Here is a 26,409-nt window from a genome sequence, read left to right as displayed (position 1 = left end):
CGCCGACGAGATGATGACCGTGGCGGCCGCTCGTGCCCTCGGCGACGGGCAGATCTGCTTCGTCGGCATCGGCCTGCCGTCCACCGCGGCCAATCTGGCCCGCACCACCCACGCCCCGAACCTGGTGCTGATCTACGAATCGGGCACCCTCGGCTCCAAACCGGACCGGCTGCCCGCCTCCATCGGTGACGGCGTGCTCGCCGAGACCGCCGACGCCGTGATCAGCGTGCCCGAGGTGTTCAACTACTGGCTGCAGCCGGGCCGCGTCGACGTCGGTTTCCTCGGCGCGGCGCAGATCGACAAGTACGCCAACATCAACACGACCGTCATCGGCGGCGACTACGCGCATCCGCAGGTGCGGCTGCCCGGCGCCGGCGGCGCTCCGGAGATCGCGGCCTCCTGCGGTGAGGTGTTCGTGGTGGTGCGGCAGTCGCACCGGTCGTTCGTCGATCGGGTCGACTTCGTCACCTCGCTGGGGCACGGCCGCGGCGACGGCGAACGCGCGCGGCTGGGCCTGCGGGGCGCCGGACCCACCCTGGTCATCACCGATCTGGGCGTGATGCGGCCCGACGAGACCGGTGAGCTGATCCTGCGCGCCGTGCATCCCGGCGTCACCGTGGACGAGGTCCGCGCGGCCACCGGCTGGGAGTTGAAGGTCGCCGCCGATCTGACCGTCACCCCCGCTCCCACCGCCGGCGAACTGGCGACCCTGCGCGACCTGAAGGCGAGATCATGACTGCCGCATACCTTTACGACGGCCTGCGCACCCCGTTCGGCCGGTACTCCGGCGGACTGTCCGGGGTACGGCCCGACGATCTCGCCGCGCATGTGCTGCGCACCCTCGCCCAGCGCAACGACCTCGATCCCGGCCTCGTCGCCGAGGTGATGTTCGGCGCCGCCAACCAGGCCGGCGAGGACAACCGCAACGTGGCCCGGATGGCGGCGCTGCTGGCGGGCTGGCCCACCTCGGTGCCCGGCACCACCGTCAACCGGCTCTGCGGATCCGGTATGGACGCCGCCATGTCCGGCTCCCGGCTGATCGAAACCGGTGACGCCGCAACGGTGGTCGTCGGCGGCGTGGAATCGATGAGCCGCGCGCCCTGGGTGCTGCCCAAGCCCGCCAAGGGTTTTCCCGCCGGCAACGAGACCCTGCACTCGACCACGCTGGGCTGGCGGCTGGTGAACCCGGCCATGCCCGCGCAGTGGACCGTATCGCTGGGTGAGAGCACCGAAATCCTCGCGGCCCGTTACGGAATCGGCCGCGCCGAACAGGACGCGTTCGCCGCCCGCAGCCATCGCCTGACCGCGCGGGCCTGGCAGGACGGCTTCTACGACGACCACGTGGTGGCGGTCCCGGGCACCGAACTCACCTGCGACGAATCGCTGCGTCCCGACACCACCGCCGAGAAGCTGGCGAAACTGCGGCCCGTGTTCCGCGCGGACGGCACCGTCACCGCCGGTAACGCGTCCCCGCTCAACGACGGCGCCTCGGCGCTGCTGCTCGGCGACGAGGCGCTCGCCGACCGGCTCGGCCGCGCGCCGCTGGCCCGCATCGCCGGGCGCGGCGCGGCCGGTGTGGACCCCGACGTATTCGGCATCGGCCCGGTGCGGGCCGCCGAACTCGCGCTGCACCGGGCCGGAATCGACTGGGGCGACGTGGAAGTCGTGGAACTGAACGAGGCGTTCGCTGCCCAGTCGCTGGCCTGCCTGGCCGACTGGAAGGAACTCGATCCGGAGATCGTGAACGTCAACGGCGGCGCGATCGCGATCGGGCATCCGCTCGGCGCGTCCGGCGGCCGCGTGATCATCCAGCTCGCCCGCGAGATGCGGCGGCGCGGCAGCCGGTGGGGGCTCGCGGCGCTGTGCATCGGCGTCGGGCAGGGACTGGCCGTGGTATTGGAGGCACAGTGAGCGACCACCCGAACACCGGGAACGGGCCGGCCGTCGCCGGCTACCGCCCGGATCCACCGGAAACCCATCCGCCACTGGACTTTCCGGGCTACAAGTCGACGGCGCTGCGCCATCCGAAGCAGCCGTTGCTGTTGCTGCCGCAGACCCTCACCGAGATCACCGGGCCGGTACTGGGCGGCGATCTGGTGCGCCCGGACGATCACGATCTGACCTTCCGGCATCGCGATGATCCGATCGGGCAGAAGATCATCGTGTTCGGCCGGTTGCTCGACAGCGACGGCCGGCCGATCCCGGATTCGCTGATCGAGATCTGGCAGGCCAACGCGGCGGGCCGGTATCGGCACATCGGTGACCGCTGGGACGCGCCGCTGGATCCGAACTTCGACGGGGTCGGGCGCACGATCACCGACAAACAGGGCCGGTACGAATTCGTCACGATCCAGCCCGGCGCCTACCCGTGGGGTAATCACCACAACGCCTGGCGACCGGCACACATCCACTTCTCGGTGTTCGGCCGGGCGTTCCCGCAGCGGCTGGTCACCCAGATGTACTTCCCCGGCGATCCGCTGTTCTTCCAGGACCCGATCTTCAATTCGGTGCCCGAAGCCGCACGGCCCCGGCTGATCTCGCGGTTCAGCCTGGAGCGCACGAAGCCGAACTGGGCCCTGGCCTACGAATTCGACATCGTGCTGCGTGGCCGCGACGCCACCCCGTTCGAGGAGCCGCACCATGACTGAGCAGCTGCCGACGACGCCGTCGCAGACCGTCGGCCCGTACCTGCACATCGGCCTGGACTGGGACCGCTACGGCCGTTTCGTGGTGCCGGAGGGGACCGCGGGCTCGTTCCGGATCCACGGCGAGGTGTTCGACGGTGCGGGACAACGGATTCCGGACGCGCTGATCGAGACATGGCAGGCCGATCCGGACGGCCGGTTCGATCATCCCGACGATCCGCGCGGTCGGGTGCCCGGATTCCGGGGATTCGGGCGCAGCGACACCCGGCTCGGTGAATACTCCCTCCACACGGTGCATCCGGGTGTGGTGCCGGGACCACGGGGCGCGCAGGCGCCGCATCTCGATGTCTCGGTGTTCGCCCGGGGTATGCTGCACCGGGTGGTGACCCGCCTGTACTTCCCCGAGAACGAGGCCGCCAACGCGGCCGACCCGGTGCTGAGTTCGGTTCCGGTGCACCGGCGTTCGACCCTGATCGCGACGGCCGAGCCCGGCGGCTACCGCTTCGACGTGCACCTGCAGGGCGACGGCGAGACGGTCTTCTTCGATGTCTGATCCGGCGGCGCGGGGCCTGTTCGACGGCGTCCTCGCCGCCGGACCGGTCGCTGCCGCGGTCGATGACCGGGCCTGGGTGCAGGCCATGCTCGACTTCGAGAGCGCCCTCGCGCACGCCGAGGCGGACGCCGAGCTGATCCCCGCCGCGGCCGCCGCGGAGATCGGGAACCACTGCCGCGCAGAGCTGTACGACATCGGCGAGCTCGGCGCGAGAGCCACCGGCATCGGCAATCCGGCCGGGCCGCTGGTGCGCGCGCTCACCGAGCGGGTCGGCGGTGCGGCCGCCGGCTACGTCCATCTCGGCGCGACCAGTCAGGACGTGATGGACACCGCCGCGATGCTGGTGACCGACCGCGCGCTGGCCGTACTCGACGAGGACCTGCGGGCCGTGGCCGCGCGCCTGGCCGAACTGGCCGAAACCCACACCGCCACCGTGCTGGCCGGTCGCAGCCTGCTGCAACAGGCGACGCCGGTCACCTTCGGATTCACCGCGGCCGGCTGGCTCGGCGGCATCCTGGCCGGCCGGGACCGCCTGACCGCGGTCCGCGCCGAGCGGCTCGCGGTGCAGTTCGGCGGCGCGGTCGGCACGCTCGCGGCCCTGGGCGACCACGGGATCGAGGTGTCGGCCCGGCTCGCGCGGCGGCTCGGGCTCGCCGTGCCGCTGCTGCCGTGGCACACCGAGCGCAGCCGGATCGCCGAGGTCGCCGCCGCGCTGGGGCAGACCTGCGGGGCGGTCGCGAAGATCGCCCGCGATATCGCGCTGCTCGCGCAGACCGAGGTCGCGGAGGTGTTCGAACAGGGCCCGGCCGGGACCGGCGGCTCGTCGACCATGCCGCACAAACGCAATCCGGTCGCGGCGGTACTGGCCGCCGCGGCCGCCGGGCAGGCGCCGGGCCTGGTCGCCGATCTGCTGGCCGCGGCCGTCCACGAACATCAGCGCGCCGCCGGGTCCTGGCACGCCGAATGGCGGCCGTATCGGGAACTGTTGCGTACCACCGGTTCCGCCGTGCACTGGCTGCGGGTGAGCCTCGACCGGCTGCGGGTGGACGCGGATCGCATGCGCGCCAACCTCGATCGCACCGGCGGTCTGCTGCTGGCGGAGAATGTCGCCGTCGAGGTGCTCGCGGCCTCCGGGGGTGAGGTGGGCCGGCAGGCCGCCGGGGACGCCGTGGCCGCGTGCTGCCGCGAATCCCTTTCCGGCGCGGGCGATCCGGCGGACCTGCTGGCCGCCGACGCGACGATCGGAAAGTATCTGAGCCGCGGCCGGATCGGCGAACTGCTCGATCCCGCTGGCTATCTCGGTTCGGCCGAGGCGTTCGTGACGCGAACGGTGCGGCACTGGAACGAGATTCGCGACGTGCCGGAGTCCGGAGAGGACGTGGTCCGATGAACGCCGTTGCCGTGCACCATGTGGTGGCGGGCCCGGCCGGTGGTACGCCCGTGGTGCTGTCCGGATCGCTGGGCAGCGATCTGCGCATGTGGGAACCGCAGGTGCGGGCATTGACGGCCGCGGGATACCGGGTCGTGCGCTACGACCATCGGGGACACGGGGATTCGCCGGTGCCGAGCGGGCCGTACACCCTGGGCGATCTCGGCGCCGACGTGGTCGCCCTGCTCGACCGGCTGGACGTGCCGGCCGCGCACGTGGTCGGCCTGTCGATGGGTGGCATGGTCGGCATGTGGCTGGGGGAGTATGCGCCGCAACGGATCCGGACGCTGACCCTGTGCTGCACCTCCGCCGCGCTGGGACCGCCGGAGAGCTGGGCCGCGCGGGCGGCGACCGTGCGCGCCGAGGGGATGCGCTCGATCGCCGAGGCCGTCGTGCAGCGCTGGTTCACCCCGGCCTGGCGGGCCGCCCACCCGGACCGCATCCGCTGGTTCGAGGATATGGTCGCGGCGACCCCGGCCGAGGGATATGCCTCCTGCTGCACCGCGATCGAGCGGATGGACATCGCCGGCGGCCTGCCGGACATCACCGCCCCCACCCTGGTGATCTCGGGTGCGGAGGATCCGGCGACACCGCCGGAGCACGGCCGGCGCATCGCCGCGGGCATCGCGCGGGCCCGGTTCGAGATCGTCTCGCCCGGAGCACATCTGGCCACCGCCGAATCGGCGGACGCGGTCAGCGACCTGATTCTCGGCCACCTGAAGGAGAATTCGTGAGCAGCAGCGCCGACGAGGGTATGCGGGTGCGCCGTGAGGTGCTCGGCCACGCCCACGTGGATCGGGCCGTGGCCCGGACCACCGAGTTCACCCGGCCGTTCCAGGAATACATCACCGAATCGGTCTGGGGTTCGATCTGGACCCGGGAGGGCCTGGATCGCCGCACCCGCAGTTGCGTTACCCTGGCGGTGCTCACCGCCCTCGGGCGGCACGAAGAGATCGGGATGCACGTGCGTGCGGCCGTCCACAACGGACTGACCGCCGCGGAGATCGCCGAGGTGCTGCTGCACACGGGGGCCTACGCGGGTGTGCCGGCGGCGAACGCCGCGTTCGCCATCGGCCAGCAGGTACTGGCCGAGCTGGGCGACGAGGCCGCGCGCATACGCCCGGCCGAGGAGGATGAGGATGACCAGCACCGAGCCGGACAACACGAATGACGACGGCGGCCGCGGCGCGCACTATGTGCAGTCGCTGGAGCGCGGCCTCGCGGTCATCCGTGCCTTCGACGCGGAACACCCCGATCTGACCCTCTCGGATGTGGCGCGCCTGACCGGCCTGACCCGGGCCGCCGCGCGCCGATTCCTGTTGACGCTCACCGATCTCGGATACGTCCGCACCGACGGGAAGCGGTTCTCGCTGACCGCGAAGGTGCTGGAACTCGGCTATGCGTACCTGTCCAGCATGACGTTGCCGGAAGTGGCCCAGCCACATCTGGAGCGCTTGTCCGCCGCGGTCCACGAATCGAGTTCGGTCTCGGTACTCGACGGCTCCGACGTGGTGTACGTGGCTCGGGTCGCGGTGTCGCGCATCATGACCGTCAGCATCAACATCGGCACCCGGTTCCCGGCGCACGCCACCTCGATGGGCCATATCCTGCTCGCGGGCCTCACCCCCGAGGAACTGGACGGCTATCTGGCGGTGACCCCGCTGGCCGGCCTGACCTCCAACACCGTCACCGAACCGGCGCAGCTGCGCGCGGAACTGGAAAAGGTTCGGGTGCAGGGCTATTCGCTGGTCGATCAGGAGCTGGAGGCCGGCCTGCGCTCGGTGGCCGCCCCGGTCCGCGACAATGCCGGTGCGGTGATCGCCGCGATCAACATCTCCACCCACGCCTCCCGGCGCGGTGTCGAGGAGATCCGCGGCGACCTGGTCCCGCACCTGCGGGCGGCCGCCCGCGGCATCGAACAGGACCTGGCCGCCACGCGTCGCGTCACCCGGCTCGGCTGAGCGGCCCGATCAGCTGACCTGGGTCCCCGACCAGCCGAAACTGAAGGAGTGCCCCTTCGAGGTGCAGCTGATCGCGCCCCGGCCGCCGCCGTTGCAGCTGGCCCCCGCATAGGAGATCGTGCTGTCGTATCCGTTGGCGTCCGAGGGCAGCGACGGACTGCCCGGCCGGCCGTGCCGGACCCATTCCGGATGCGCGGGCAGGAACGGGATGTCGATCGCCAGGTCGGTGACGGGAAGGATGTCGTACCAGCGTGCGACCCCCGCGGGCATATCGCATCCCACGCTGCCGTCGGCGTGGATGGCGCAGTCGGCGCTGCCCGCACTGAAGTAGGCCGTATCGCCCACCAGGTACGGCCCCGGGTCGACCTGGAGATCCGTCGCCCGCAGCGGCGACGCGCCCGCGACCGCACCGCCGGCGACCGCCAGTCCGGTCGCCGCGACCGCCGCACCCAGAATGCCTCGTACTCGCATGAACTCTCCTGTTCCGCACCGCCCCTGGGGACGGCAAATCTGAAACATCTTCTGTCGCTATCACTTTCGCCACCCGCAAGCACGGGATGTTCGGAGGTTACCCGAAAGCGGGCAATACATAGGACGTCCGGTGACTCGTGGCCGGTCTCCGCTGGTGCCCGTGCCGAATTCCCGCATGCGGGTGGACCACCGAGTGGCCCCCGGCCGGAAATCGAAGTGGCCCAGCGTCGTGCGCGCCGCCGCACGGCGGTCACCGGCACGACCGCGCTGATCAGCGCCATGGCGACGGGCCATCGGGGCATCCACCCGACCGTGGTGCCCGGATGTGCCGGATCCGAAACCGGAGGCAGTCGTATCGGGCGTTCCGGCCGAGGTCCGATCCGTCCGGACCGCGCGACCCTAGACTTCTCGGCGTGGTCCGAGTCCTGTTCTTCGTCCCGCTGGTCTGCTGGATCCTCGCGACGGGGTCGCGGCGGTCCCGGCCGCGCACCGGGCTGATCCTGGCGGCGATCGTCGCGGTCGAACTCGTGGTGACCTTGCTGCCCTGGCCGCTGCGGTACTGCCGGGACAGTGTCGAGGTGCTGCTGATCCTCGCCGGAATCGGCGTCCTGGCAGCGGGTCTCGCGGTCGATCGGGGATCGGGCGTGCGCGGCCGGGCGGGTGAGATCTTCACGGTGTTGTGTTGTGCCGGCAGTCTGCTCGGTGTGCTGTGGGTCGCGGCGATCGACTCCGGAATCGTCGACGGGCCCGGTGGTCAGGGTGGCGCCCGGCCGCCGGTGCCGAATGCGGACGGGTTGCTGCCGCTTCCGGCGGGCCTCGGGGTCCGGTCGGATTCGACCGTGTGCGCCGGCAGTATGTGGGGTCCGTTCTGTACGCGGACGTTCTCCGTGGACAGTACCGACGGCACGCCGGACGCCGAGGTCGCCGACCGGGTGCTCCGCCACCTCCATGATGCGCACGGCCTCGACCTGCCGCAGATCGCCGGTGGGCTGGAGGGCCGGCAGTGGGGGCGGTGCCGGACCGTCGGCTGGTGGCTCGACCGGGGGACCGAGACGGTCCTGGTCTTCAGCGCCACCCCGGGCCCGCCGCCGGAGGGGGCGACCGCCGTCGCCTACCGCGGCGCCGGCGCTCCCCGAAATGCCACCACCACAGTCGAATTCAGCCGGCACCACGAGGGATGCGGATGAGGCGGCGCCGGCACGATCGGGCCGCCGATCGGATAGGTTGAGCGTATTGTCCGGAACGAGGGGAGTCTGCGCCGATATGGCGACCATCCGCCACGAAGTTCTGATCGATGCGTCGCCACGGCACATCTGGGATGTGATCCGCGATGTCGGCGCCGTGCATCGGCGGCTGCTGCCGGGCCGCGTGGTCGGCACCCGGATCGAGGGCGTCGAACGGTTCCTGACGTTTCCGGACGGGCATGTGGTCCGGGAACTGATCGTCGCCGTCGACGACGAGGCGCGGCGCCTGGCCTATACCGTCGTGGACGGTGCGCGACCGGCGCTGGACCATCACCACGCCAGCTTCGAGGTGCAGGAGGCGGGGGAGCGAGGACGACTGGTCTGGACGACCGACATCCTGCCCGACAGCGCCGCTCCTGCGGTGCGGCGGCGCACCGGATTCGGGATCATCGATATGAAGCAGGCGATCGAGACCGCGGCGCCGGACCGTGTGTTCCAGTTTCGGACGCAACGGCTTTCGGATCACGACTGAATCCGCCGGCCGGTCACCCCGCCGGGGTGTAGTGGCGGGCGTCCGTGACGTACTCGGCTCGTCCGTAGGTGATCAGGCGGCGTTCGACCAGCGCGGTGGTGTAACGGTCGACGGCCCAGCGCAATCCGGGAATCCGATCCGCACCGTGGACGGCCAGTAGCCGTCCGATGAGGAACGGCGCCGTCGCGGCGATCCGGGCGATGTCGCCGGGCCCGATGGTGACGCCCATGGCGCGGGCCGAGTCCCGGTTCCCGTTACAGAAGGCGAGGATGAAACCGGCTCTGCTGTAACTCTTCTCGACCGCGTCGGCGATCCGGTCGAAGGGGGTGCGGCCGGGACGGAGGTAGGCGTCCATGGTGGATCGGATCAGTTCGCCGCAGGTGGCGTCGTCGAATCCGTCGCGCAGCAACGCGGCTCGTGCGTGGAAGACGTGGATGATGCCTGCCGCGGTGGTGGGCAGCAACTCCTCGGGCAGGCCGAGCAGGAAGCACCGGTAGCGGCCGAATTCGACGAGAGCCCGTTCCTCGTCGGTGAATTCGGTGCGGCCCTGCCGGCGCGCGCGGACGGCGAGCAGGTAGAGGTTGATCATCCCGGCGGGCATCTGGTCGACCTGCGGGACCGGCATCCCGTAGATGTCGGGGTCCCAGCGGCCGGAGCGGCGCAAAGCGTTGTAGCGCACCATCGAATGCATCAGGCGGACCATGGCCGCGGCCTCGAAACCGGGGCCGTGGCGGTCCAGTGCACCGGGCAGCGTGGTGACGGCGAAGAAGCTCGCGGTCTCGTTGACCCGGCGGGCCGCGCGCCTTCCGGACAACGCTCCGGTCAGCGCCATCGGCAGTGCCGCATAGGTATTGGTGAACGTGGCAATGAACGCGCCGCGAGTCACGAAGGGCGCCAGCAGCGCCGCGTCGATGCGCGCCTGCCGCGCGCCCTCTCGGACCAGCTCGGCGTCGACCCAGTCCGGTGTGGCCGCCATGGCCTCGATGAACGACACCAGCTCCGGCGGTGCGCCGAGCACGGCGTCGACCCCTTCGCGACACGCCAGCCGCACCATGGCGATCAGCTCGGTCACCCCGTGGCCGGCGGTCAGCGCCGCGAGCGGATCGGCGACGGTGTCGCCGAGCATCGTCGCGGTGGAGATCAGCTCGATGGTCCGCTCGTCGGCGAGGATCGGTTCCCGGTCCGCGACCCAGCGCGGCAACGCCGACGGCACACCCGGCTGCGTTGCCAGCCGATACGGCTGTTTGTCGAAATCCATGTCTCCGTAGAGATCCGGCTGCAGTTCGCGCTGACTGCGAACACGTCGAGCGAGCGTGGGGTAGTGCGTGGTCACCGCATCCTCCAACTAACAAGGTGTTAGTAAGATACTCACGCAGTGTTAGTTATGCTGTCAAGCATGACCTCGCAGCACCGACGCCGGATGACCGCCGAGGCGCGCCGCGAGCAGATTCTGGATGTGGCCCACACGATCATCGCCGCGGCGGGCTTCCACGCCGCGACCCCGCATCGCATCGCGGACGCGGCGGGTGTGAATCGCTCGTTGCTGTATCAGCAGTTCGGTGACCTCCCCGGCCTGTTCGTCGCGCTGATCGACCGCGAGGCCGCCAGGGCGGCAGCACAATTCACCGCCGCGATCGCGGCGGACGACGACTCCGGCGACGACCCGCTGCTGCACGCCTTCGACGGCGTGGTGAGCGCCGTCGACGCCCACCCCGAAACCTGGCGCCTGTTCCTGTTCCCGCCCGAGGGCGCACCGCCCGAACTGTATGAACGCCTGGCCATCTCGCAGGCCGTGGTCTGCGAATACTTCGTCGGCCAGCTCCTGCGGATCAACCCGGATCTGGAGGACCCGGAGTACACCGCCCGCGTATTGCAGGCCTCCGGCCGGGAACTGCTGCAATTGCGTCTCAGCGACCCGGAGTCGGCCACCCGAGAACGCCTGCGCGCCCTGGTCCGCCGCCTCAACTCCGAACTGCTGCACCGAATTCGGTAGCACTCACCATCGCCGCGGCGTCCAGCCGCCGGGATCGTGCAGGATGCCCGCCCGCAACCGCGACCCGAAATTGCCGATGGCATGGCGGAACAGCTTCTCGTCACCGACGAGTATCGCCGCGGCAGCCAATTGCAGAGTGAACCCGGCACGATGGCGCAGGGCCCGATCCAGCAGGGCGGGGTCCCCGCTGAGCGCGCCGACCGCGGCGGCGCCGTAGAAGCTGATCAGTGACGCGTAGTCGATGGCCGGATCGCCGACACAGCTGTGGTCGAAATCGATGAGCGAGCGGATCTTCGAACCGTGCCAGAGGATGTTGTGCGGCCCGAAATCCCCGTGCACGAAACAGGCCGGCACCGCCGCCTCCGCGGTGAGGATGTCCGCGACCACCCGGTGCGCGGCGGTGACGCCTTCGGCCGGTAACTCCGGAATCACGGAGTCGGTGACGATATCCGGCCACCGCGCACCGCCACACCAACTCCGCGGCGCGGGCATCGGCCCCACGGCCGTGCCGTGCAGGTCACGCAGCAGCGCACCCAGCTCGTCCGCGACGGTGTCCCAATCCGGTTGCGGCCCTTCGGCTCCGGGTGCGACGGTGACCAGCATCGCCGAACGGTCCCGGCGGTCGACCACCTCCGACAGCGGGCGGGGGTGTTCGACGGGCAGATTCGCCGCGGTGACGGCGGTGAGCGCGGCGTGCTCGCGGGCGAGGCGCTGCGGCTGGGAACCGTGCCGCGACACTCGCGCGACCGCGGAGCCGGTCACCGCGACATCGTGGAAACAGCCCTGCCGGACGGTGGCCCGCTCCCAGTCGTGGTCGGGCCAGACGTCCAGGAGCCAGGTGATCAATTCGCCACGCATCGACAGCCTTTCGACCGATGCCCGCATGCCCGTGGTGACCGAGCGCGAGTACCTCACGGGTAAGTATCGCCGCGGAGCGCCGGCCGGTGCTGGCCCCGGCGCCGCGGAGATGCTTCGATGATCAGATGTCGACGGAGTTCGAGCCCTACCGGGGTGAGCTGGCGGCGTACTGCTACCGGATGCTGGGCTCGGTCCACGAGGCCGAGGATGTGGTGCAGGAGACGATGCTGCGTGCGTGGCGGGCGCGGGATCGGTACGACAGCACCCGGGCCTCGATGCGGACGTGGCTGTACCGGATCGCCACCAACGCCTGCCTGACCGCACTCGAGGGACGCGGGCGGCGGGCGCTGCCGTCCGGCCTCGGCCAGGCCTCCGACAACACCGCCGCGGAACTGCTTCCGGCGCTCGACATTCCGTGGTTGCAGCCGTATCCGGACGCCCGATTCGAGATCGCGGCCGACCTGCGCCTGGCCCTGGTGGCGGCGATGCAGGTGCTGCCGCCGCGGCAGCGGGCCGTGCTGATCCTGCGCGAGGTACTGGAATTCAGCGCCGCGGAGGTCGCCCGGCAACTGGAGACCACGGTCCCGGCGGTGAACAGCGCTCTGCAACGGGCGCGGGCGGCGCTGACCGACGTGCCCGGCCCGGACCGGATCAGCGAACCCGAGGATCCCGAGGTACGCGCGGTGATCACGCGCTACGCGCGGGCTTTCGAGGCGGCGGACGTGCCCGCGCTGGTCCGGCTGGTGACCACCGACGCGATCATGGAGATGCCGCCCGTGCCGCTGTGGTACCGGGGCAGCGACGATTACGGCCGGTTCATGGAGCGGGTGTACGCGATGCGCGGAACGGATTGGCGCGCACGGCCGCTCACCGCCAACGGTCAGCCGGCGCTGGCCGCCTACGCGGGGGTGCCGGAGGGCGGCTACGAATTCCACTCGCTGCAGGTCTTCACCGTCACCGGCGGCCGCGTCGCGGTCAACGTGGTGTTCACCGACACCGCGCTGGCGAAACTGTTCGGCATCCCGGAGCACCTCCCCGCGTGAACCGGCGGCGCCGCAATCTCTTTCGCGGCCGCCGCCCGGCTCACCTCTTCGTGGCGGTGAAGACGAGAACGGCGCCGACCATCGCCGCCACGCCGCCGCCCAATTCGAGGATCGTCTTGTCCCGGTGTGCATCCCCGTCCCGGCGTGGCGCCACCGCGGCATCGGTGGCGCCGGGGTCGCGCGGTTCGGCCGCCTGCGGGTGGCAGATGTCGGCGGTCCGCGTCGGCCGAGGTTGGCAGTCGGGGCCGCCGATATCGGCACCCGGCAACCACAGGCCCCACAGGAAAGCGATGGTGCCCGCGAGCGCCAGCAGGCCACCCAGGGCATGATCCCTCTCGACGGTCTCGTTCTCCACCATCGGCCGAATTCCTCCCCTGGCGACGCGATTCCGGGCGCACCGATCGGCGCGGCCTATATGCCGACGATGTCACGCCGCCACGGAACTGTCCCCTGAATTTCGTGAAGTTCGGGCAATCGCACCTGCTCAGGCGCGAATCCGGTTGTTCCGGACCGGAAACCGACCGCGCGGGTCGGCGATGCCCGGATCGGGTACGGTGAGATATGGATTCCCGTTCGGGCCGTGCGGAATCGGAGCGGTCCGGGCTGCGGCCGACCAGGTGGCGCCGTCCGTTCGCGATCGTGTTCGGGATCGTCACGGCGCTGGTGGTGGCGGCCCTGGTGCCGGCGTGGTGGTGCGGCCGCGACGCCGACGGCTGGTACCGCGGCGAGGCCACCCGGGTGCACGGTCTCGCCGAGGAATTGGCGGCCTTCGAGGACGAGGACGACCACCTCCGCGCCACCGGATCGCCGGGCGCACTCGACGGGATGTGGGGCCTGCTGACCCATCAGATGGCGGCCCTGGGTCTGGCGCAGGTGTGCCTGTCTCATCCCGAATGGCGGAATCGGTACGCCCCCATTGCGACTCGCGCGGCGGCCAAGAGCCTCTCACCCGCCCTGCGCACCCTGTTCACCGATACCTGGCACGGCGAGGACGGCGAAACCGGCCTCGACGGTCCGCACGGCCACGCCTATCTCGCGTATCCCGCTCTGGCACTGGGGATGGCGCGCATGGTCGATCCGGCATTCCCGCCCGACCTCGCGCGGCGGCAGGACGCGCTGGTCGCCGCCTACGAACGACGCCTGCTCGCTTCACCGACCGCCCTGCTCGACACCTTCCCCGGCGAGGCCTACCCCACAGACGTGGCCGCGGTCGCCGCCGCGATCGCGGTGCACGGCCGCGAGACCGGCACCGATCACGCTGTGGTGCTGGCACATTGGGCACAGCAGGTGCGCGCGGTCCAGATCGATCCCCGCACCGGACTGATCGTGCAGCGCATGGGCACCGACGGACGGATGCACGACGCCCCCCGCGCGTCCGGAACCGGACTGGCCGCGTATTTCGCCGGTTTCGCCGACCGCGCCCTCGCCGGGGACCTCGCGGCCGCGCTGTTCCGTCAGGAGCGAACCGTCCTCGGCTTCAGCGCGATCCACGAGTACGGCAGCGGATACCGCGGCGCCGGTGATATCGACAGCGGTCCCGTGATCCTCGGAATATCGGTATCGGCAACGGGTTTCGCGCTGGCCCTGGCCAGATCGCTGGGTCGCCGCGATGTGTTCACCCGCCTGTTCCGCACCACGGATCTGGTGGGTGTGCCGCTGCGCAGCGGTTCCCGGCTGCGTTTCGCGACCGGCGGGGCGATCGGCAACGCATTGCTGCTCGCCTTCCTCACCTCCGGGCCGGAGGTGGCATGACCGGACGTACCGGCCTCGCGCGGCTCCGCCCGCTGGTCCTGTTCCTGCTGTTGGTCCTGCTGTACGCAGCCCTGCATGTGCTGCTGACGATGTTGTCGGGACGGCACGGTCTCGGATCACCCGGCGGGCTCGGCCTGCCCTATCCGGCCGTCGCCGCCGCCTTGGTGATTCTGCGCGTGGTCCTGCTGGCGGTCGTCCCGGCCGTCCTCACCTACCGCATCGTGTCGTTCCTGATCACCCGGCTGCTGCGCCGCACCGAATCTGCTGCGCTGCTGCGTCGTGCCGAATCTGCTGTGCTGGTCCGCGGTGCCGAATCTGCTGCGCCGGTGCGCGGTGCCGAACCGCCTGCGACGGTGGGGGATACGGGCACAACCACTCCCGTGGAGAGTTCCGGCACGGCTACGCGCCATTGAAGATCCGTGGGGGAGGATCCGCGGCCAGCCGACATCGGCAACAGGCCACTCAGTGGACGTCCTGCCGCTGCTCCCCGGTTCCACCGAGCCGCTTCACGAGAAAGCCGATGATCTCGTCGCGGGCCGCGACGGTCGGCTCGCCCGCCGCATCGATCAGATGCGCGGTGACCACACTGTGCGGGCAGCCGACGATCTCCGAGAAGAACGGGGGCGGAGCGGGATTCGCGGCATCAGCAGGCAGAACCCGTGACTCGAAACGCGGGCCCAGCGCCGCGGCATAAGCGGCGAAACGCTGTGCGGTACAGAAGCGGTCGCCTTCGAATCGGTAAGCCCGCACCACGAGATCCTCGCGATCGAGCCGCTCCCGCACCGCCGCCAGCTCACCGGGGGAGATCTCCAGCCCGTCCGGCCGGTCCAGTGGCAGCGACGGCTGGCACAGTACCGGCGCCAGCATCGCGGGCTCGAGCATCATGGTGAGCGCGAAATTGCCGGTGAAGCACATCCCCAGTGCCCCGACACCGTGGCCACCGCATTCGCCGTGCGCGAAGGCCGCCAGAGCACGCAGCCACACCGCAACCGGGCTGGACCTGCCCGCGCCGAAGGCGCGGAATTCCGCACTGACACAGGCGCGCCGGAAAACCTCCCTACCCGCTTCGGCCTCCGGATAGGCCCCGTCGCGGCCGAACAGCGAGGGCAGATAGACCGTGAGCCCGGCAGCACGCACCCAGCGGGCGAAACGCGCGACATCCGGACTGATGCCGGGCATTTCCGCCATCACGACGACCGCCGGTCCGGAGCCGCCGACATACACCGTCCGGGTGACTCCGTCGAGCGTGATCGACCGGGCTGTGAAATCGGCGAGGTCGTCATCGCGGGAGTCCTGAGGGGGAGTCTGCTGCACATACGAACCCTCCCGCAGCAGGTCAGCGCATCGCCAGTGGCGTGATCGACACTATTCGGTCTAATCTCGCCACATGATCACCCACCTCGCACTGGACGGTGTGCTGGAGGGCGCACTCGGCCTGGGAATCGACATCGTCGACACGGCCGCCGCCATCGCCGCACGACCGATCCCGTCGGCATCCGGCCCCCGGCGGAAAAGACCTGCCGCAGATGGTGAACCGCGAAACCCGCTGCGGCAGCGCGTCGTATCCCTCGACGGCGCACCGGTCCGATCCGGCGGCGGGCGACTCGTCAATGTCGACACCGAAACACCGTTCGGCTCGGTCGATTTCGGAACCGGCGACATCCTGGTGATACCGGGCCCGTCCGCCACCGACGAGAAGCTCGTGGACGAACTGCTGGCCCGGCCCGAGACGATGCGGGCAGTCGAAACCATCCGGCGGGCAGCCGATTCCGGTGCCACGGTCGCCGCCTCCTGCTCGGCCACGTTCGTACTCGCCGCCACCGGACTCCTGTCGGGCCGCGCCGCCACCACGAACTGGTGGCTGGCGCCCCTGTTCGCCCGCCGCTTCCCCGACGTCACCGTGCACGTCGACCGCATGGTCGTCGACAGCGGCGAAGTGCTCACCGCCGGTGCGGCTTTCGCCCACACCGACCTGCTGCTGACCCTGGTCGCCCGCCTCGGCGGCGCCGCCCTCGCCGAGCAGGTGGCCCGCTATCTGGTGCTCGACGCACGCATGTCGCAGTCGCGGTACATGGTGCTCGAGCATCTGCGGGGCACCGACCCGGTGGTGCGCGCGGTCCGGCAACACGTGCACGCCAACCTGGACCGGCAACTGTCCCTCGGCGAATTGGCCGGAGCCGCAGCGGTTTCCCCGCGCACCCTGGCCCGCCGTATCCGCGATGAACTCGGGGTCTCACCCACCGAGTACGTACATCGCCTGCGCGTCGGCCACGCCGCGACCCTGCTCGCCACGACCCGTGACCCCGTCGACGTGATCGCCGGCGCCGTGGGTTACGCCGATCCGGCCGCCTTCCGCCGCATCTACCGCCGGCACACCGGTGAGACTCCGACCGCCACCCGCACCCGCGCAGCTTGATCGCCGACAGAACCCGTTCACGACAGCGGGAATGCCTCCCGCGGCATCGCCCCAACACTCCGGCAGGTCACGCAGCCGGTAGCCACGAGGTTACCGAGGCGAAAGCCGGGGAACCCAGCAGACATGAATCCGGATTTGAAGCCCAACCCGATCGAGGTGCAAGCATTCGAAGCCCACGCAACCGACGCCGACCTCGATGATCTGCGCGCGAGATTGGCCGCGGCGCGGCTACCGGAGGCCGAGACGGTCCATCGCGCCGCACCCGGCCCGCGCCGCTGGGACCAGGGCGTTCCGCTCGCCGACCTCACCGACGTCGTGAACTACTGGCGCACCGAGTACAACTGGCGGTCGTTCGAAGACCGCCTCGACCGGATCGGCCAATTCCGCACGACCATCGACGATCTGGGGATCCACTTCCTGCACCGCCGATCCGCGCGGGCCGACGCCACCCCTCTGATCATGACGCACGGCTGGCCGGGAAGTATCGCCGAATTCGTCGATGTGGTGGCCGATCTGGCGAATCCGAAAGCAGCAGACGCGCCCGCCTTCCACGTCGTGGCGCCGTCGCTACCGGGCTTCGGCTACAGCGACAAACCGGCCGCCACCGGATGGGGAACCGAAAAGATCGCTGCCGCATGGGTGGAACTGATGGGAAGGCTCGGCTACGACAGGTTCGTGGCCCACGGCGGCGACTGGGGAGGCAACATCACCACCGTCCTCGGCGGCCGATTCCCGGAACACGTTCTAGGCATCCACACCACATTCGCGGAGGCACCTCCCGGGCTGACAACGGACGGCCTGACAGCGGTCGAGCGCAGCTGGACCGAGGAAACCCGCCATTTCTGGCGCCACCGCGCGGCATACGCGAAGCAGCAAGCGACCCGCCCGCAGACCATCGGCTATTCACTGGTCGACTCACCCGTAGGACTGCTGGCCTGGATCCTCGACAAATTCGCCGAATGGAGCGACACCGAGGACAGTCCCTTCGAAACCATTTCCAGAGACCGCATTCTCGACGACGTCACCCTCTATTGGCTGACCCGTACCGGCGCCTCGGCGGCCCGCATCTACTACGAGAGCCACAACTCGCTGGACCCCGAACTACGGGTCGATATCCCGTCGGCCGTCACCATCTATCCCCGCGATATCGAGAAATATCCGCGCCCCTGGTCGGAGCAGCGCTACCGGCAGATCGTCCGATGGAATTCTCCCGAAACCGGCGGACATTTCCCGTCGCTCGAGGTTCCCGAATATTTCGTCGAGGACCTGCGAGAAGGTCTCGCGGCAGTGCTGGCCGCCACTCGCTGAAGCGGTCCCGGCGCGGTTATCGAGATGCTCCCGGAACCTCGAGCCCGACGAGTTTGCGCAGGAAACGATCGAGCTGTTCGGCAGCGGGCGGCCACGGCATATCGGGCTCGTTGATGCGTTGGGCGAGCATGCCATTGACAGCGGTACGCAGATCGATCGCGACCGTGAGCGCGTCGTCGGCAGGTGCGAGCCCCGCGTCCATACACCGCTGAACAGCGTCGACGGTGCGCGTGACCATCACCTCCTTGAACGGCATACCGAGCCGCCGATGCACCGAACTCTCGTGCAGCACCTTGTAGAGCCCCGGATGCTCCTGAGCCCAGGCGACCTGCGCCAGCATCCGCGCGCGCAGGCCGCGGCCGGGATCCGGCTCGGCGGCATCGGCCGCGTCGCCGACGCCCACCAGTTCCTCATGGCAGCGCTGCGCCACCGCGATCACCAGCGAATCCCGGTCGGGGAAATGCAGATACACCGAGGTGGCGGCGATCCCGACCGTGCGGGCCACCGCACGCAACGACAGCGACTCGTCGTCGGCCAATTCCTCGAGTATGCCCATCGCCGTCCCCACGATCTCCTCACGGAGCACCTCACCGCGCCCCCGGGCGTTCGGGCGGCGGCGCGCGGCCGGCATCTCGTCCATGACCCGCATTGTAACTGGACAGCCATTGCGCTACATTCATAGCGCTACAGCTGTAGCGCAACACATGTTCATAGAATCAGGAGTGGTCGCCATGACCGCAATCACCCCGCCCTCCGGCGCCGATGTCGCGACGCTGGACGCGATGTTCGCCCAGATGGCCGTCGCCACCGCCCGGCACGCCGACGAGCTGTCCGGCCTGACCGACCGCGAGAAGGTGCTGCTGCGCCTGACCGCCGACGTGTGCGCCCAGGCCCTGGGCCACCCCTTCGAACTCCACCTGCGCACCGGCCTGAAACAGGGCGTCACCACCGCGGACATCCGCGCCCTGCTGCGCCTGATCTCCTACGACAGCGGCTATCACACCGCCTCGGCCGCCTTCGACCGCCTGGCCGAACTGGAAACAACCCTGGGCCTCCCGCACCCGGACACCGGGGAACTACCCGCCGAACTACTGACCAGCGGCCCCGACGCCCCACCCACACCGCTCCCGGACCCGGTCCGCACCACCCTGGCCCAACTGGATCCACACTTCCTGGACTACTTCGACCTCCAGTCCCGAATGCGCACCCCCACCGGCCCGGGAACCCTCACCGTCCGCGAAAGAGCCTTCGCCACAATGAGTATCGACATCCACTACCAAACTCTCGGCGATACCTTCCGCATCCACACCCAACGGGCCCTCGGCGCCGGCGCAACCATCGACAACGTCCGAGACGTACTGCGCTTCAACGCCCAAATCGGCGCAACGCGAGTCTGGCAGGCCTGGAAGGCATTTCACGTCCACGCCGCCGAGGCAGGCTGGGACCTCGGCTGACGCTGCGCCACGCGGGTTTCCGCGGCCATCGCGCACACGGTGCGATCCCGCCCCGCGCCGGTGTGGCCGAATTCGCGGTGCCTGCGTCGTTTCGTGAGTAGCTTCTCGATCATGGAGAACGAGGGACCCAGCCGGACGGCGCTCACGACTGCCTACGCCCGCGCCTATCACCAGATCGCAGACCAGCCGAGGATTCTCACCGATCCACTGGCGGCGCGTCTGCTGGGTGTCACCGCGGAGGAGCTGTCCGAATTCGGCCGGCCCGAAGCGGATGGTCCCGACAGCGGTGGCGGCCTGGGACTCCTGCGGATGGGTGTCAGTGATCGGCCGCGCCGGCTGTTCTTCGCTGCTCGTGCCCGGTTCGCCGAGGATCGGGTGGCCGCAGCGGTCGCGGCCGGTGCACGGCAGGTCGTGATCCTCGGCGCGGGCCTGGACACCTTCGCCTACCGTAATCCGCATCCCGGCCTGCGGGTATTCGAGGTCGACCATCCCGCTACCCAGGCGTGGAAGATCGAGCGCCTGACCGCGTCCGGTATCGACCTGCCCGAGCGGCTGACGTTCGTGCCGGTCGACTTCGAAACCGACACATTGGCAACACAATTGGCGGACGCCGGGTTCAGCCGGGCCGATCCGGCGGTATTCGTGTGGCTCGGAGTCGTCTTCTATCTGACCCCGGATGCTGCCCGCTCCACGCTCGAATACATTGCCGGCCAATCCGAGCGGGTCGAGGTGATCTTCGACTACCTGGCAGACACCGACGAAGACCGCGCACAACTGCGGGACCGCGCGAATCGAGCGGCGGCTGTCGGCGAACCCTGGTTCAGCTACTTCGCTCCCGACGGCATCGCCGTACAGTTGCGCGCGCTCGGTTTCACCGGCATCGAAGACCACGCCGCTGCGGACCTCATCGCCGGATACCTCGACGGGTCAACGGAATTCGCGGGCGAACCACCTCGGTCGTTGCGGCCGGTCCGCATGCTGCGGGCGAGCCGCTGAGGATTTCCGTGAAAGCGTCGGCCTGGGATCAGTTCATCGCGGAGATGTAGGGGCGCAGGCCGAGGGTGATGTCGACACATGCCGCCAGGAGGATGTCACGCACGATCGGGTCGGGTTCGGTGTGCAGCATGAGGCGGGTGCCGAGCAGTGGTACCGGCAATGGTTCGCCGGCGTGGTCCCACCATATGTAGGTGTTCCACAGCTCGTCGGCGATGCTCCAACCGGCTGCCCGGCGGACCACGTCCAGGCGGCCGAGTTCCTGCTCGTTCGCGGTGCGCAGCAGTATCCGGAACAGGTCCGGTGTGCGGGCGTCGGCGGGGTCGGGCACGAAACTCAATAGTGTCGCCCCGTCCGGTCCGAGTGCGGTCGAGGTCTCGCCTCGCTCGATCTTCGCCACCGGAGAGCCGTCGCCGCGGGTGATCTCGGTGGGTTGCCGGGATTTGGATTCCACCCAGACGATGTCACCGTTGCCGTAGGTGAGCCGGTGCTTGCCGGTACCGCCGTTCTTGAAACCGAACAGGACCGCCGTCTTCGCGGCGAGGCCGTCGCCGGCGCCTTGGATGCCGGTGGCCAATGATTCACCGGGGCCGCCCGCGAAGACGATCCTCAGTGCGTTGGAGCTCTTGTGCGCGACCCGCCCTTCGATCAGGGCAGCGCCGTCTTGCGGAACGGGCACGACGCCAATCGTAGGACCGGCGGCGTGACGGCGCTGTCCGATCGGCCATACGGTATGGCCGACAAGGGATCTCCGGGCAGAGCGCCGGTCACTGCGGTATGCGGGGCAGGCCGGCCAGTTCCTGGTTGCGATACAGCTGCATGGGAGTACGGCGATCCATCGGCCCAGGTTATTCGCACAGTGCGCCGCGGATCGGCCGACGACTATCGGTGGTAGGCCGCACGGCGGGCCTGCTTCAGGAAGGTCGGCAGGCCGGGGTGCGGTCCGTTCTGCGCCCAGGCCAGGCACAGCACAGTGGCCGGGGCGTCCGGGACGGCGAGCGTGCGTAGCCGATCATCGAGCGGAAGGGGCAGATCCCCGGCCACGAGTATCACGGCATTCTGCAAGAGAACGCGATCGACGATCTCGTCCAGCGGCAGATCGGGGCAATCCTCGAGAAACCCGTCCGTGCAACGCAATTCGTCCAGAGTGACGGTGGCGTGGGTGGCGAGGGGATGCGCAGCCGCGGTCAACGCCAGGGTCGGCTGCTCATCGAGTTCCTCGACCGTGAGTTCGTCTGTATCTTCGGTCGTGCATGCCAACGCCACGTCCGCCACCTGTTCGCGCACAGCGGTGGTCGGCCGGCGGGTGAAGTGAATGCGAATCGCCAACGGCTCCCGAAGTTCCCCGCAGCCTCGGATGATCGCGTGCAGTCGGCCCGAGCCGGTCGCCGGTCGCGCAGCCACGACCAACGGCCGTGTGCGATCGGCGTATCGGGTGTGGTGGACCACGTTGTCCAGGGAATCGAGTATCGCCCGGCCTTCCCGCACGAAGACCGCACCGGCCTCCGTCAAACTGACGGATCGGCTTGTCCGGTAGAACAATTCGACACCCAACCGGCGCTCGAGCCGTCCGATCGCACGTGACAACGGTGGCTGGGCTATCCCGAGCCGGGCCGCTGCCTTGGTGAAATTGAGTTCGTCGGCCAGGGTCAACGCGTACTCGATTTCCCTCGTCTCCAGACGATCCATACCCTGAGGGTATCGCTGGATGCTCGGATGTGCATGGCCGCACCTGCCGTCTCCGGCTGAAGTGGTCCCTATGAGCAATAACGAACGCATCCCCGACGATCACCGCCTGGTCGCGGAGGTGATCGCACGCTACGTCCGCGCTGCCGACCACCGCGACCCCGTGACCATGGCCGCCGTGTTCTGGGACGACGCCGTTGTCGAGATCTACTATTCCGGTGCCGGGCAGCACGAATTGCTGGCCCGGTTGACCGGTGTGGAGACCATCGCCGCGGCGATCGCCACCGGGATGGCGCCGCATCCGGAACTGGGCTGGAGTCATCACACTTCGCTGAATCCGATCGTCACCGTCGACGGCGACGATGCCGTCTACGACTCCCAATTCCTCGTCTACAACGTGCTCGGCCGAGCCCGACCGAGTGCGGGCTGGCCTGCCGGATCCGTTGGCGCACAGGGCACGATCGTCCCCGTCGAGTCCGGGTATCTCGAGTCGACACTGCGGCGCCGAGCCGGTCGATGGCGGATCGCGAAACAGATCATCAAACACGATCTGCCCTATGCGTTTCCGGCGGCCTGACCGCGAGTGTCCGAGGCCACCTACAGTTCTCGGCCGTCGGCGGCCGCGATGAGCCGGCGGCCGAGGGCGCGGACGGCGTCGTTGAGGGCGTCGGGGTGTTCGATGACGAACGGGCGATCCACGCGGGAGAGGAGCAGGGGAATCCAGTCGAGTTGCTCGGCCCGGATTCGGACCCGGACCCAGGGGCGGGTGTCGTCCGGCGGCGAGTCGATCTCGTGCACGGTCGCGATCGTCGCGGGCAGCAGCGGGCGGACCTGGCCGAGCGTGCCCTGCACCCGGATCGATATGTCGTGTCGGTAGGGAGTGGTGGCAAGTGCGGCGAGCAGGGCGGCGGCCGGCTCGAAATCGGCAGGCACAGTGAATGTTCCGGACAATGTGGTCACCGCGGTGATGCGGTCCACCCGGAACTGGCGTAGTTCGCCGCTCTTGCTGTCCTGCCCGGTGAGGTACCACCGGCCGGCGTGATCGACGAGCCCGTAGGGGTGCACGGTCCGCTCACTGGACTGCCCGTGCCGGTCGGTGTAGCCGATCGCGACCGGCCGGTGCTCGCGGGTGGCCTCGGCGAGCCGGAGCAGGACGGCGCCCTCGACAGCGACCTCCGGGGGAGCGTCGGCGGTGAACTCGGCGGTGTCGATCAGTGCGTCCAGCCGGGCCGTCAGGCGGGCGGGCAGGACGCGGCGGAGTTTGGCCGTCGCGCTGTGGGCCGCGGGGGCGGCAGCTGCCGATCGGTCGGCGCCACGATTGGTGAGCAGCCCGAGCAATACCGCCACAGCCTCGTCGTCGGTCAGCATCAGCGGCGGCATCCGATACCCGGCGGCGAGCCGGTAGCCCCCGTAGCGGCCGCGCACCGATCGGACGGGAATGTCCAGGTCGGTGAGGTGGGTGACGTATCGCCGGACGGTGCGTTCGTCGACGCCGAGCCGTCCGGCGAGTTCACCGACGGTATGGGTACCGCCGGCCTGCAACAGCTCGAGCAGGGCCAGCACTCGGGCGGTGGGACGCGTCATCGGGAAATTCTCGCATCCATACCGGGCGGAAACTGTCCGGTATCGACTCTACGGTGGCATGTGGTGGCGGAACTCCCGCCGCATCCGACAGCAGGAGCACACCATGAAGCTCGTCTCGATCCGCCTGATCACCGATGACATCCAGCGGCTGGTCGGCTTCTATCAGAACGTGACCGGTGTCGAAGCAACGTGGGCTACACCGGATTTCGCCGAAATCGTCACACCGGCCGGCACACTCGCGATCGGCAGCGCCCGCACCGTGGCGCTTTTCGGGGCAGGCAGCGCACGCCCGGCCGACAACCACACCGCGATCATCGAATTCCTGGTCGCCGACGTCGATGCCGATTACCGGCGGTTGCGGGGCCAGGTCGAGGATTTCGTCAACGAGCCCACCACGATGCCGTGGGGGAACCGGTCGCTGCTGCTCCGCGACCCCGACGACAACCTCATCAACCTCTTCACCCCGGTCACCGCGCAGGCCGTCGCGAGATTCGGGGTGTGACACGGTAGCGACCGACACTCGTAACCCGTTGTCGTATCTGCCCGTATGAAGGCAACCACATCGGGCCGTGCGGTCGTCGTGCCGACTTACGCTGTCCGTCAACTGATCGCGGTGGCGGTGCTGCTGACCGGCGCCGCGATCGCAGTGACACTCGGCGTGCTCGGCACCCACTTCGGACCCGCCCCTCGGCCGCTGCCCACCTGGGGCTTCTCCGCGCCACAAACCTTCAAGGCATACCTGAGCAGCCTGGTGCTGATCCTGATCGTCGCCCAATTGTGCACGGCGGTATGGATTTACCGATTTCGTGCGGGCCGATGGGTTCATCGGTACCACCGCATCGCCGGTGCGCTGACCTTCACCGCCAGCCTGCCGGTGGGCTACTACTGCCTCTACAGCTTCGGTTTCCACCTCGACGCCGGAATCCCGATGCGCATCGTCGTGCACTCGATCGCCGGCACCGCCTTCTACGGCGCGTTCGCCGCCAAGATGCTGGCATTGCGGTTGCGCAACACACCTTCCTGGCTGGTACCGGTGCTGGGTGGACTCGTCTTCGGAACCTTCGTGCTCGCTTGGGCAGGGGCGTCACTGTGGTGGTTCCACACCGTCGGATTCGCCCGCTGAATCGGATCGGTCACACGTGCCACGGCCCGGTAGCCGCGCCGGTGTCCCCGTTCATGCGTGCGTTCCAGCAGACGAGTCGGAGCAACCCTGTACCCGGACAGAGGGATCCGCCGCCTGCTGGACGACCAGGATTCCGCGCTCGCTCAACTCGTGTGACGGACCGGAAGCGGCGTGATCCACGTCGGCGCTCGCTCAGGAGCATGAGCGGACGTCGTTCCGGCGCACAGGGATTCGCTCGACCAGCGGCATTCTGGAACGTTCGGGGCTTCGCGTTGGCGTGAAAGTGGTTGCTGGGCATGGTACATCGAGCTGTCGGCCGGTTCGTGGTGATGCTGTCCGAGCCGCCGTCGCGGATGGCGACGGTCATCGACATCGACGGCAACCCGATGAAGTTCTGGCGTTCTGATGGACCGTCCGAAGGAGTTGGCCCGAGCGCTGATCGGTGCTGCTCACCCTGCCCGGCCGGGCCGGTCGACTGAGTTCACGCGGCGGACGGCAGGGAGCCGACCCCGACGTCGGCGCACGTGTCATCCTGCTCGAGTGACCCGCCGGCGATGGCGATCGCACCGACGACCGCACCGTCGCGCCAGATCAGCCGAGCGGCACCGCCCGCCACAATCGGTGTTCGGGCCGCATCGATTATCTGCGCGAACACCGCAGGGTAAGCCTCCTGCAGGTGCATCAGGTCAGTGCTGTCGCGACGAAACAGCGCAACGCTGGAAGCTTTCGCTGGGGCGACACGAGCCGACATGGGAGATGCGCCGTCCATGCGATCGAGAACCTGGAGGTGCCCGCCGTCGTCGACGATGGCGATCGTGACTGCCGCGCCGAGTCCGAGGGCGTGTTCGCGGACCCGGTCGCTGACGGCCCGAGCTTCGTCCAGAGTGAGTGACATCGTTCCACCTTCGATAACTTGGTTCGACCAAGCTTGGTCGAACCAAGGATAACAGGGTTCATTGGTGGCACCAAGAGATTGGCTACACTGCGCGCATGGAGATGGGCGAAGCGCCGACCCGCCTGCGCCGCAAACCGAGCTGGCTGATCAACAAGGTTTCCGCGCGAGCACATCGGGTCATCGGAGAAACGATGGCCGCTTTCGACGGGCACGCCCATCACTTCGCGATCCTCGCCGCGCTGGACGAGTTCGGCCCGGACAGTCAGGTGCGGATCGGCCAGCGGTGCGGAATCGACCAGAGCGACATGAACACGATGCTCAATGAGCTGACAGAACGAGGCCATGTCGCGCGCACCCCGGACCCCAGCGACAGGCGCCGCAACCGGATCACCCTCACCGCCGCCGGGCGACGACGGCTCGAAGAGCTGGACACGACACTCACTGCGGTTCAACACGACATCCTGCGTGCCTTGTCGGCCAGTGAGCGCGACATGCTCACCCAGCTGCTCACCCGCATCCTCGAGTAGAC

Annotated in this window: 32 protein-coding genes; 22 read left to right on the top strand and 10 right to left on the bottom strand. The window is 69.2% G+C overall.

The window, feature by feature from the left end; all coding sequences use genetic code 11:
* Positions 1-10: 10 nt before the first annotated feature.
* From G361_RS0109475 to G361_RS0109440, 8 genes are read left to right on the top strand one after another with little or no spacing between them, the layout of a single operon-like run.
* On the top strand, positions 11-736 hold the full coding sequence (locus tag G361_RS0109475; protein WP_052172756.1) for a CoA-transferase subunit beta: 726 nt from the start codon (positions 11-13) through the stop codon (positions 734-736).
* Positions 733-1,911: a thiolase family protein gene (locus tag G361_RS0109470; RefSeq protein WP_019926832.1), complete on the top strand. Its 1,179-nt coding sequence runs from the start codon at positions 733-735 to the stop codon at positions 1,909-1,911. The genes G361_RS0109475 and G361_RS0109470 overlap by 4 nt, the downstream gene beginning before the upstream one ends.
* Positions 1,908-2,648 carry a protocatechuate 3,4-dioxygenase subunit beta gene (pcaH, locus tag G361_RS0109465; protein WP_019926831.1) on the top strand — a complete coding sequence of 247 codons (741 nt, stop codon included), beginning with the start codon at positions 1,908-1,910 and terminating at the stop codon, positions 2,646-2,648. The genes G361_RS0109470 and pcaH overlap by 4 nt, the downstream gene beginning before the upstream one ends.
* Entirely contained in the window at positions 2,641-3,198 is a 558-nt protein-coding gene (gene pcaG / locus G361_RS0109460; RefSeq protein ID WP_019926830.1) for a protocatechuate 3,4-dioxygenase subunit alpha, read from the top strand. The genes pcaH and pcaG overlap by 8 nt, the downstream gene beginning before the upstream one ends.
* On the top strand, positions 3,191-4,588 hold the full coding sequence (gene pcaB / locus G361_RS0109455; RefSeq protein ID WP_019926829.1) for a 3-carboxy-cis,cis-muconate cycloisomerase: 1,398 nt from the start codon (positions 3,191-3,193) through the stop codon (positions 4,586-4,588). The genes pcaG and pcaB overlap by 8 nt, the downstream gene beginning before the upstream one ends.
* Complete coding sequence (pcaD, locus tag G361_RS0109450) at positions 4,585-5,361, top strand: 3-oxoadipate enol-lactonase (protein WP_019926828.1); 777 nt, start codon at positions 4,585-4,587, stop codon at positions 5,359-5,361. Before pcaB ends, pcaD begins: the two co-directional genes overlap by 4 nt.
* Positions 5,358-5,798 (top strand): 4-carboxymuconolactone decarboxylase, encoded by a 441-nt coding sequence (gene pcaC, locus G361_RS0109445; RefSeq protein WP_019926827.1) that lies wholly within the window; start codon positions 5,358-5,360, stop codon positions 5,796-5,798. The genes pcaD and pcaC overlap by 4 nt, the downstream gene beginning before the upstream one ends.
* Entirely contained in the window at positions 5,767-6,588 is an 822-nt protein-coding gene (locus G361_RS0109440; protein WP_019926826.1) for an IclR family transcriptional regulator, read from the top strand. Before pcaC ends, G361_RS0109440 begins: the two co-directional genes overlap by 32 nt.
* Before the next feature lie 9 nt (positions 6,589-6,597).
* On the opposite strand, the gene G361_RS0109435 is transcribed toward G361_RS0109440, so the two are convergent.
* Positions 6,598-7,059 (bottom strand): hypothetical protein, encoded by a 462-nt coding sequence (locus tag G361_RS0109435; RefSeq protein ID WP_019926825.1) that lies wholly within the window; start codon positions 7,057-7,059, stop codon positions 6,598-6,600.
* 413 nt (positions 7,060-7,472) lie between these two features.
* Here G361_RS0109435 and G361_RS0109430 point away from each other — a divergent pair, with 413 nt between their 5' ends.
* Together G361_RS0109430 and G361_RS43010 are read left to right on the top strand one after the other, a co-directional pair.
* Complete coding sequence (locus tag G361_RS0109430; RefSeq protein ID WP_019926824.1) at positions 7,473-8,246, top strand: hypothetical protein; 774 nt, start codon at positions 7,473-7,475, stop codon at positions 8,244-8,246.
* A 76-nt stretch (positions 8,247-8,322) separates the two neighbouring features.
* On the top strand, positions 8,323-8,775 hold the full coding sequence (locus tag G361_RS43010) for an SRPBCC family protein (protein ID WP_019926823.1): 453 nt from the start codon (positions 8,323-8,325) through the stop codon (positions 8,773-8,775).
* Between the two features lie 13 nt (positions 8,776-8,788).
* Here G361_RS43010 and G361_RS0109420 read toward each other — a convergent pair whose 3' ends face one another.
* On the bottom strand, positions 8,789-10,108 hold the full coding sequence (locus tag G361_RS0109420) for an oxygenase MpaB family protein (protein ID WP_026342852.1): 1,320 nt from the start codon (positions 10,106-10,108) through the stop codon (positions 8,789-8,791).
* A gap of 87 nt (positions 10,109-10,195) precedes the next feature.
* Between G361_RS0109420 and G361_RS0109415 the strand changes: the two genes are divergently transcribed.
* Entirely contained in the window at positions 10,196-10,768 is a 573-nt protein-coding gene (locus G361_RS0109415; RefSeq protein ID WP_019926821.1) for a TetR family transcriptional regulator, read from the top strand.
* Between the two features lie 3 nt (positions 10,769-10,771).
* On the opposite strand, the gene G361_RS0109410 is transcribed toward G361_RS0109415, so the two are convergent.
* Positions 10,772-11,626 (bottom strand): aminoglycoside phosphotransferase family protein, encoded by an 855-nt coding sequence (locus G361_RS0109410; protein WP_019926820.1) that lies wholly within the window; start codon positions 11,624-11,626, stop codon positions 10,772-10,774.
* A gap of 125 nt (positions 11,627-11,751) precedes the next feature.
* Here G361_RS0109410 and G361_RS0109405 point away from each other — a divergent pair, with 125 nt between their 5' ends.
* Positions 11,752-12,669, top strand: a complete 918-nt coding sequence (locus G361_RS0109405; protein ID WP_019926819.1) for a sigma-70 family RNA polymerase sigma factor — start codon at positions 11,752-11,754, stop codon at positions 12,667-12,669.
* Positions 12,670-12,709: 40 nt separating this feature from the next.
* On the opposite strand, the gene G361_RS0109400 is transcribed toward G361_RS0109405, so the two are convergent.
* A complete protein-coding gene (locus G361_RS0109400; protein WP_019926818.1) occupies positions 12,710-13,027 on the bottom strand; it encodes a hypothetical protein in 318 nt (105 codons plus the stop codon).
* A gap of 203 nt (positions 13,028-13,230) precedes the next feature.
* Between G361_RS0109400 and G361_RS0109395 the strand changes: the two genes are divergently transcribed.
* Both G361_RS0109395 and G361_RS0109390 read left to right on the top strand, forming a co-directional pair.
* A complete protein-coding gene (locus G361_RS0109395; RefSeq protein ID WP_019926817.1) occupies positions 13,231-14,421 on the top strand; it encodes a hypothetical protein in 1,191 nt (396 codons plus the stop codon).
* Entirely contained in the window at positions 14,418-14,834 is a 417-nt protein-coding gene (locus G361_RS0109390; protein ID WP_019926816.1) for a hypothetical protein, read from the top strand. Before G361_RS0109395 ends, G361_RS0109390 begins: the two co-directional genes overlap by 4 nt.
* Positions 14,835-14,883: 49 nt before the next feature.
* Here G361_RS0109390 and G361_RS0109385 read toward each other — a convergent pair whose 3' ends face one another.
* The gene (locus G361_RS0109385; protein ID WP_019926815.1) at positions 14,884-15,735 is read right to left on the bottom strand and encodes a dienelactone hydrolase family protein; all 852 of its coding nucleotides are present in this window, start codon (positions 15,733-15,735) and stop codon (positions 14,884-14,886) included.
* Positions 15,736-15,808: 73 nt separating this feature from the next.
* Here G361_RS0109385 and G361_RS0109380 point away from each other — a divergent pair, with 73 nt between their 5' ends.
* Both G361_RS0109380 and G361_RS0109375 read left to right on the top strand, forming a co-directional pair.
* Positions 15,809-16,837, top strand: a complete 1,029-nt coding sequence (locus G361_RS0109380; RefSeq protein WP_019926814.1) for a GlxA family transcriptional regulator — start codon at positions 15,809-15,811, stop codon at positions 16,835-16,837.
* Positions 16,838-16,960: 123 nt separating this feature from the next.
* Positions 16,961-18,145, top strand: coding sequence for an epoxide hydrolase family protein (locus tag G361_RS0109375; protein ID WP_019926813.1), 1,185 nt, complete (start codon positions 16,961-16,963; stop codon positions 18,143-18,145).
* 16 nt (positions 18,146-18,161) lie between these two features.
* Here the strand turns inward: G361_RS0109375 and G361_RS0109370 are convergent, their stop codons facing one another.
* A complete protein-coding gene (locus G361_RS0109370) occupies positions 18,162-18,785 on the bottom strand; it encodes a TetR/AcrR family transcriptional regulator (protein ID WP_196814451.1) in 624 nt (207 codons plus the stop codon).
* Between the two features lie 91 nt (positions 18,786-18,876).
* Here G361_RS0109370 and G361_RS0109365 point away from each other — a divergent pair, with 91 nt between their 5' ends.
* Both G361_RS0109365 and G361_RS0109360 read left to right on the top strand, forming a co-directional pair.
* Positions 18,877-19,599, top strand: a complete 723-nt coding sequence (locus G361_RS0109365; protein ID WP_019926811.1) for a carboxymuconolactone decarboxylase family protein — start codon at positions 18,877-18,879, stop codon at positions 19,597-19,599.
* A 111-nt stretch (positions 19,600-19,710) separates the two neighbouring features.
* A complete protein-coding gene (locus tag G361_RS0109360; protein WP_019926810.1) occupies positions 19,711-20,595 on the top strand; it encodes a class I SAM-dependent methyltransferase in 885 nt (294 codons plus the stop codon).
* A 28-nt stretch (positions 20,596-20,623) separates the two neighbouring features.
* On the opposite strand, the gene G361_RS0109355 is transcribed toward G361_RS0109360, so the two are convergent.
* Complete coding sequence (locus G361_RS0109355; RefSeq protein WP_019926809.1) at positions 20,624-21,271, bottom strand: hypothetical protein; 648 nt, start codon at positions 21,269-21,271, stop codon at positions 20,624-20,626.
* 203 nt (positions 21,272-21,474) lie between these two features.
* Positions 21,475-22,281 carry a LysR family transcriptional regulator gene (locus G361_RS50245; protein ID WP_019926808.1) on the bottom strand — a complete coding sequence of 269 codons (807 nt, stop codon included), beginning with the start codon at positions 22,279-22,281 and terminating at the stop codon, positions 21,475-21,477.
* 70 nt (positions 22,282-22,351) lie between these two features.
* Between G361_RS50245 and G361_RS0109345 the strand changes: the two genes are divergently transcribed.
* Positions 22,352-22,855 carry a nuclear transport factor 2 family protein gene (locus tag G361_RS0109345; protein WP_019926807.1) on the top strand — a complete coding sequence of 168 codons (504 nt, stop codon included), beginning with the start codon at positions 22,352-22,354 and terminating at the stop codon, positions 22,853-22,855.
* Between the two features lie 20 nt (positions 22,856-22,875).
* Here G361_RS0109345 and G361_RS0109340 read toward each other — a convergent pair whose 3' ends face one another.
* Complete coding sequence (locus G361_RS0109340) at positions 22,876-23,862, bottom strand: YafY family protein (protein ID WP_155981382.1); 987 nt, start codon at positions 23,860-23,862, stop codon at positions 22,876-22,878.
* Between the two features lie 103 nt (positions 23,863-23,965).
* Between G361_RS0109340 and G361_RS0109335 the strand changes: the two genes are divergently transcribed.
* On the top strand, positions 23,966-24,364 hold the full coding sequence (locus tag G361_RS0109335; RefSeq protein ID WP_026342850.1) for a VOC family protein: 399 nt from the start codon (positions 23,966-23,968) through the stop codon (positions 24,362-24,364).
* 45 nt (positions 24,365-24,409) lie between these two features.
* The gene (locus G361_RS0109330) at positions 24,410-24,985 is read left to right on the top strand and encodes a DUF6529 family protein (RefSeq protein WP_019926804.1); all 576 of its coding nucleotides are present in this window, start codon (positions 24,410-24,412) and stop codon (positions 24,983-24,985) included.
* Between the two features lie 481 nt (positions 24,986-25,466).
* Here the strand turns inward: G361_RS0109330 and G361_RS43000 are convergent, their stop codons facing one another.
* Positions 25,467-25,880: a heme-binding protein gene (locus G361_RS43000; protein WP_019926803.1), complete on the bottom strand. Its 414-nt coding sequence runs from the start codon at positions 25,878-25,880 to the stop codon at positions 25,467-25,469.
* Positions 25,881-25,975: 95 nt separating this feature from the next.
* Between G361_RS43000 and G361_RS0109320 the strand changes: the two genes are divergently transcribed.
* Positions 25,976-26,407 carry a MarR family winged helix-turn-helix transcriptional regulator gene (locus G361_RS0109320; RefSeq protein WP_019926802.1) on the top strand — a complete coding sequence of 144 codons (432 nt, stop codon included), beginning with the start codon at positions 25,976-25,978 and terminating at the stop codon, positions 26,405-26,407.
* The last annotated feature ends 2 nt before the right edge of the window (positions 26,408-26,409 follow it).

This window comes from Nocardia sp. BMG111209, assembly GCF_000381925.1.
Lineage (GTDB): Bacteria > Actinomycetota > Actinomycetes > Mycobacteriales > Mycobacteriaceae > Nocardia.
Note: the sequence above shows the minus strand (reverse complement) of the source record. Positions and strands in the feature narration are given on the sequence as shown.

What these genes read in the sequence shown, in the direction of transcription:
- G361_RS0109475 (WP_052172756.1), top strand. Translation starts at nt 11, where the DNA reads ATGATGACCGTGGCGGCCGCTCGTGCCCTCGGCGACGGGCAGATCTGC.
- G361_RS0109470 (WP_019926832.1), top strand. Translation starts at nt 733, where the DNA reads ATGACTGCCGCATACCTTTACGACGGCCTGCGCACCCCGTTCGGCCGG.
- pcaG (WP_019926830.1), top strand. Translation starts at nt 2,641, where the DNA reads ATGACTGAGCAGCTGCCGACGACGCCGTCGCAGACCGTCGGCCCGTAC.
- pcaB (WP_019926829.1), top strand. Translation starts at nt 3,191, where the DNA reads ATGTCTGATCCGGCGGCGCGGGGCCTGTTCGACGGCGTCCTCGCCGCC.
- pcaD (WP_019926828.1), top strand. Translation starts at nt 4,585, where the DNA reads ATGAACGCCGTTGCCGTGCACCATGTGGTGGCGGGCCCGGCCGGTGGT.
- G361_RS0109440 (WP_019926826.1), top strand. Translation starts at nt 5,767, where the DNA reads ATGACCAGCACCGAGCCGGACAACACGAATGACGACGGCGGCCGCGGC.
- G361_RS0109435 (WP_019926825.1), bottom strand. Translation starts at nt 7,059, where the DNA reads ATGCGAGTACGAGGCATTCTGGGTGCGGCGGTCGCGGCGACCGGACTG.
- G361_RS43010 (WP_019926823.1), top strand. Translation starts at nt 8,323, where the DNA reads ATGGCGACCATCCGCCACGAAGTTCTGATCGATGCGTCGCCACGGCAC.
- G361_RS0109415 (WP_019926821.1), top strand. Translation starts at nt 10,196, where the DNA reads ATGACCGCCGAGGCGCGCCGCGAGCAGATTCTGGATGTGGCCCACACG.
- G361_RS0109410 (WP_019926820.1), bottom strand. Translation starts at nt 11,626, where the DNA reads ATGCGTGGCGAATTGATCACCTGGCTCCTGGACGTCTGGCCCGACCAC.
- G361_RS0109405 (WP_019926819.1), top strand. Translation starts at nt 11,752, where the DNA reads ATGTCGACGGAGTTCGAGCCCTACCGGGGTGAGCTGGCGGCGTACTGC.
- G361_RS0109400 (WP_019926818.1), bottom strand. Translation starts at nt 13,027, where the DNA reads ATGGTGGAGAACGAGACCGTCGAGAGGGATCATGCCCTGGGTGGCCTG.
- G361_RS0109395 (WP_019926817.1), top strand. Translation starts at nt 13,231, where the DNA reads ATGGATTCCCGTTCGGGCCGTGCGGAATCGGAGCGGTCCGGGCTGCGG.
- G361_RS0109390 (WP_019926816.1), top strand. Translation starts at nt 14,418, where the DNA reads ATGACCGGACGTACCGGCCTCGCGCGGCTCCGCCCGCTGGTCCTGTTC.
- G361_RS0109380 (WP_019926814.1), top strand. Translation starts at nt 15,809, where the DNA reads ATGATCACCCACCTCGCACTGGACGGTGTGCTGGAGGGCGCACTCGGC.
- G361_RS0109375 (WP_019926813.1), top strand. Translation starts at nt 16,961, where the DNA reads ATGAATCCGGATTTGAAGCCCAACCCGATCGAGGTGCAAGCATTCGAA.
- G361_RS0109370 (WP_196814451.1), bottom strand. Translation starts at nt 18,785, where the DNA reads ATGGACGAGATGCCGGCCGCGCGCCGCCGCCCGAACGCCCGGGGGCGC.
- G361_RS0109365 (WP_019926811.1), top strand. Translation starts at nt 18,877, where the DNA reads ATGACCGCAATCACCCCGCCCTCCGGCGCCGATGTCGCGACGCTGGAC.
- G361_RS0109360 (WP_019926810.1), top strand. Translation starts at nt 19,711, where the DNA reads ATGGAGAACGAGGGACCCAGCCGGACGGCGCTCACGACTGCCTACGCC.
- G361_RS50245 (WP_019926808.1), bottom strand. Translation starts at nt 22,281, where the DNA reads ATGGATCGTCTGGAGACGAGGGAAATCGAGTACGCGTTGACCCTGGCC.
- G361_RS0109345 (WP_019926807.1), top strand. Translation starts at nt 22,352, where the DNA reads ATGAGCAATAACGAACGCATCCCCGACGATCACCGCCTGGTCGCGGAG.
- G361_RS0109340 (WP_155981382.1), bottom strand. Translation starts at nt 23,862, where the DNA reads ATGACGCGTCCCACCGCCCGAGTGCTGGCCCTGCTCGAGCTGTTGCAG.
- G361_RS0109335 (WP_026342850.1), top strand. Translation starts at nt 23,966, where the DNA reads ATGAAGCTCGTCTCGATCCGCCTGATCACCGATGACATCCAGCGGCTG.
- G361_RS0109330 (WP_019926804.1), top strand. Translation starts at nt 24,410, where the DNA reads ATGAAGGCAACCACATCGGGCCGTGCGGTCGTCGTGCCGACTTACGCT.
- G361_RS43000 (WP_019926803.1), bottom strand. Translation starts at nt 25,880, where the DNA reads ATGTCACTCACTCTGGACGAAGCTCGGGCCGTCAGCGACCGGGTCCGC.
- G361_RS0109320 (WP_019926802.1), top strand. Translation starts at nt 25,976, where the DNA reads ATGGAGATGGGCGAAGCGCCGACCCGCCTGCGCCGCAAACCGAGCTGG.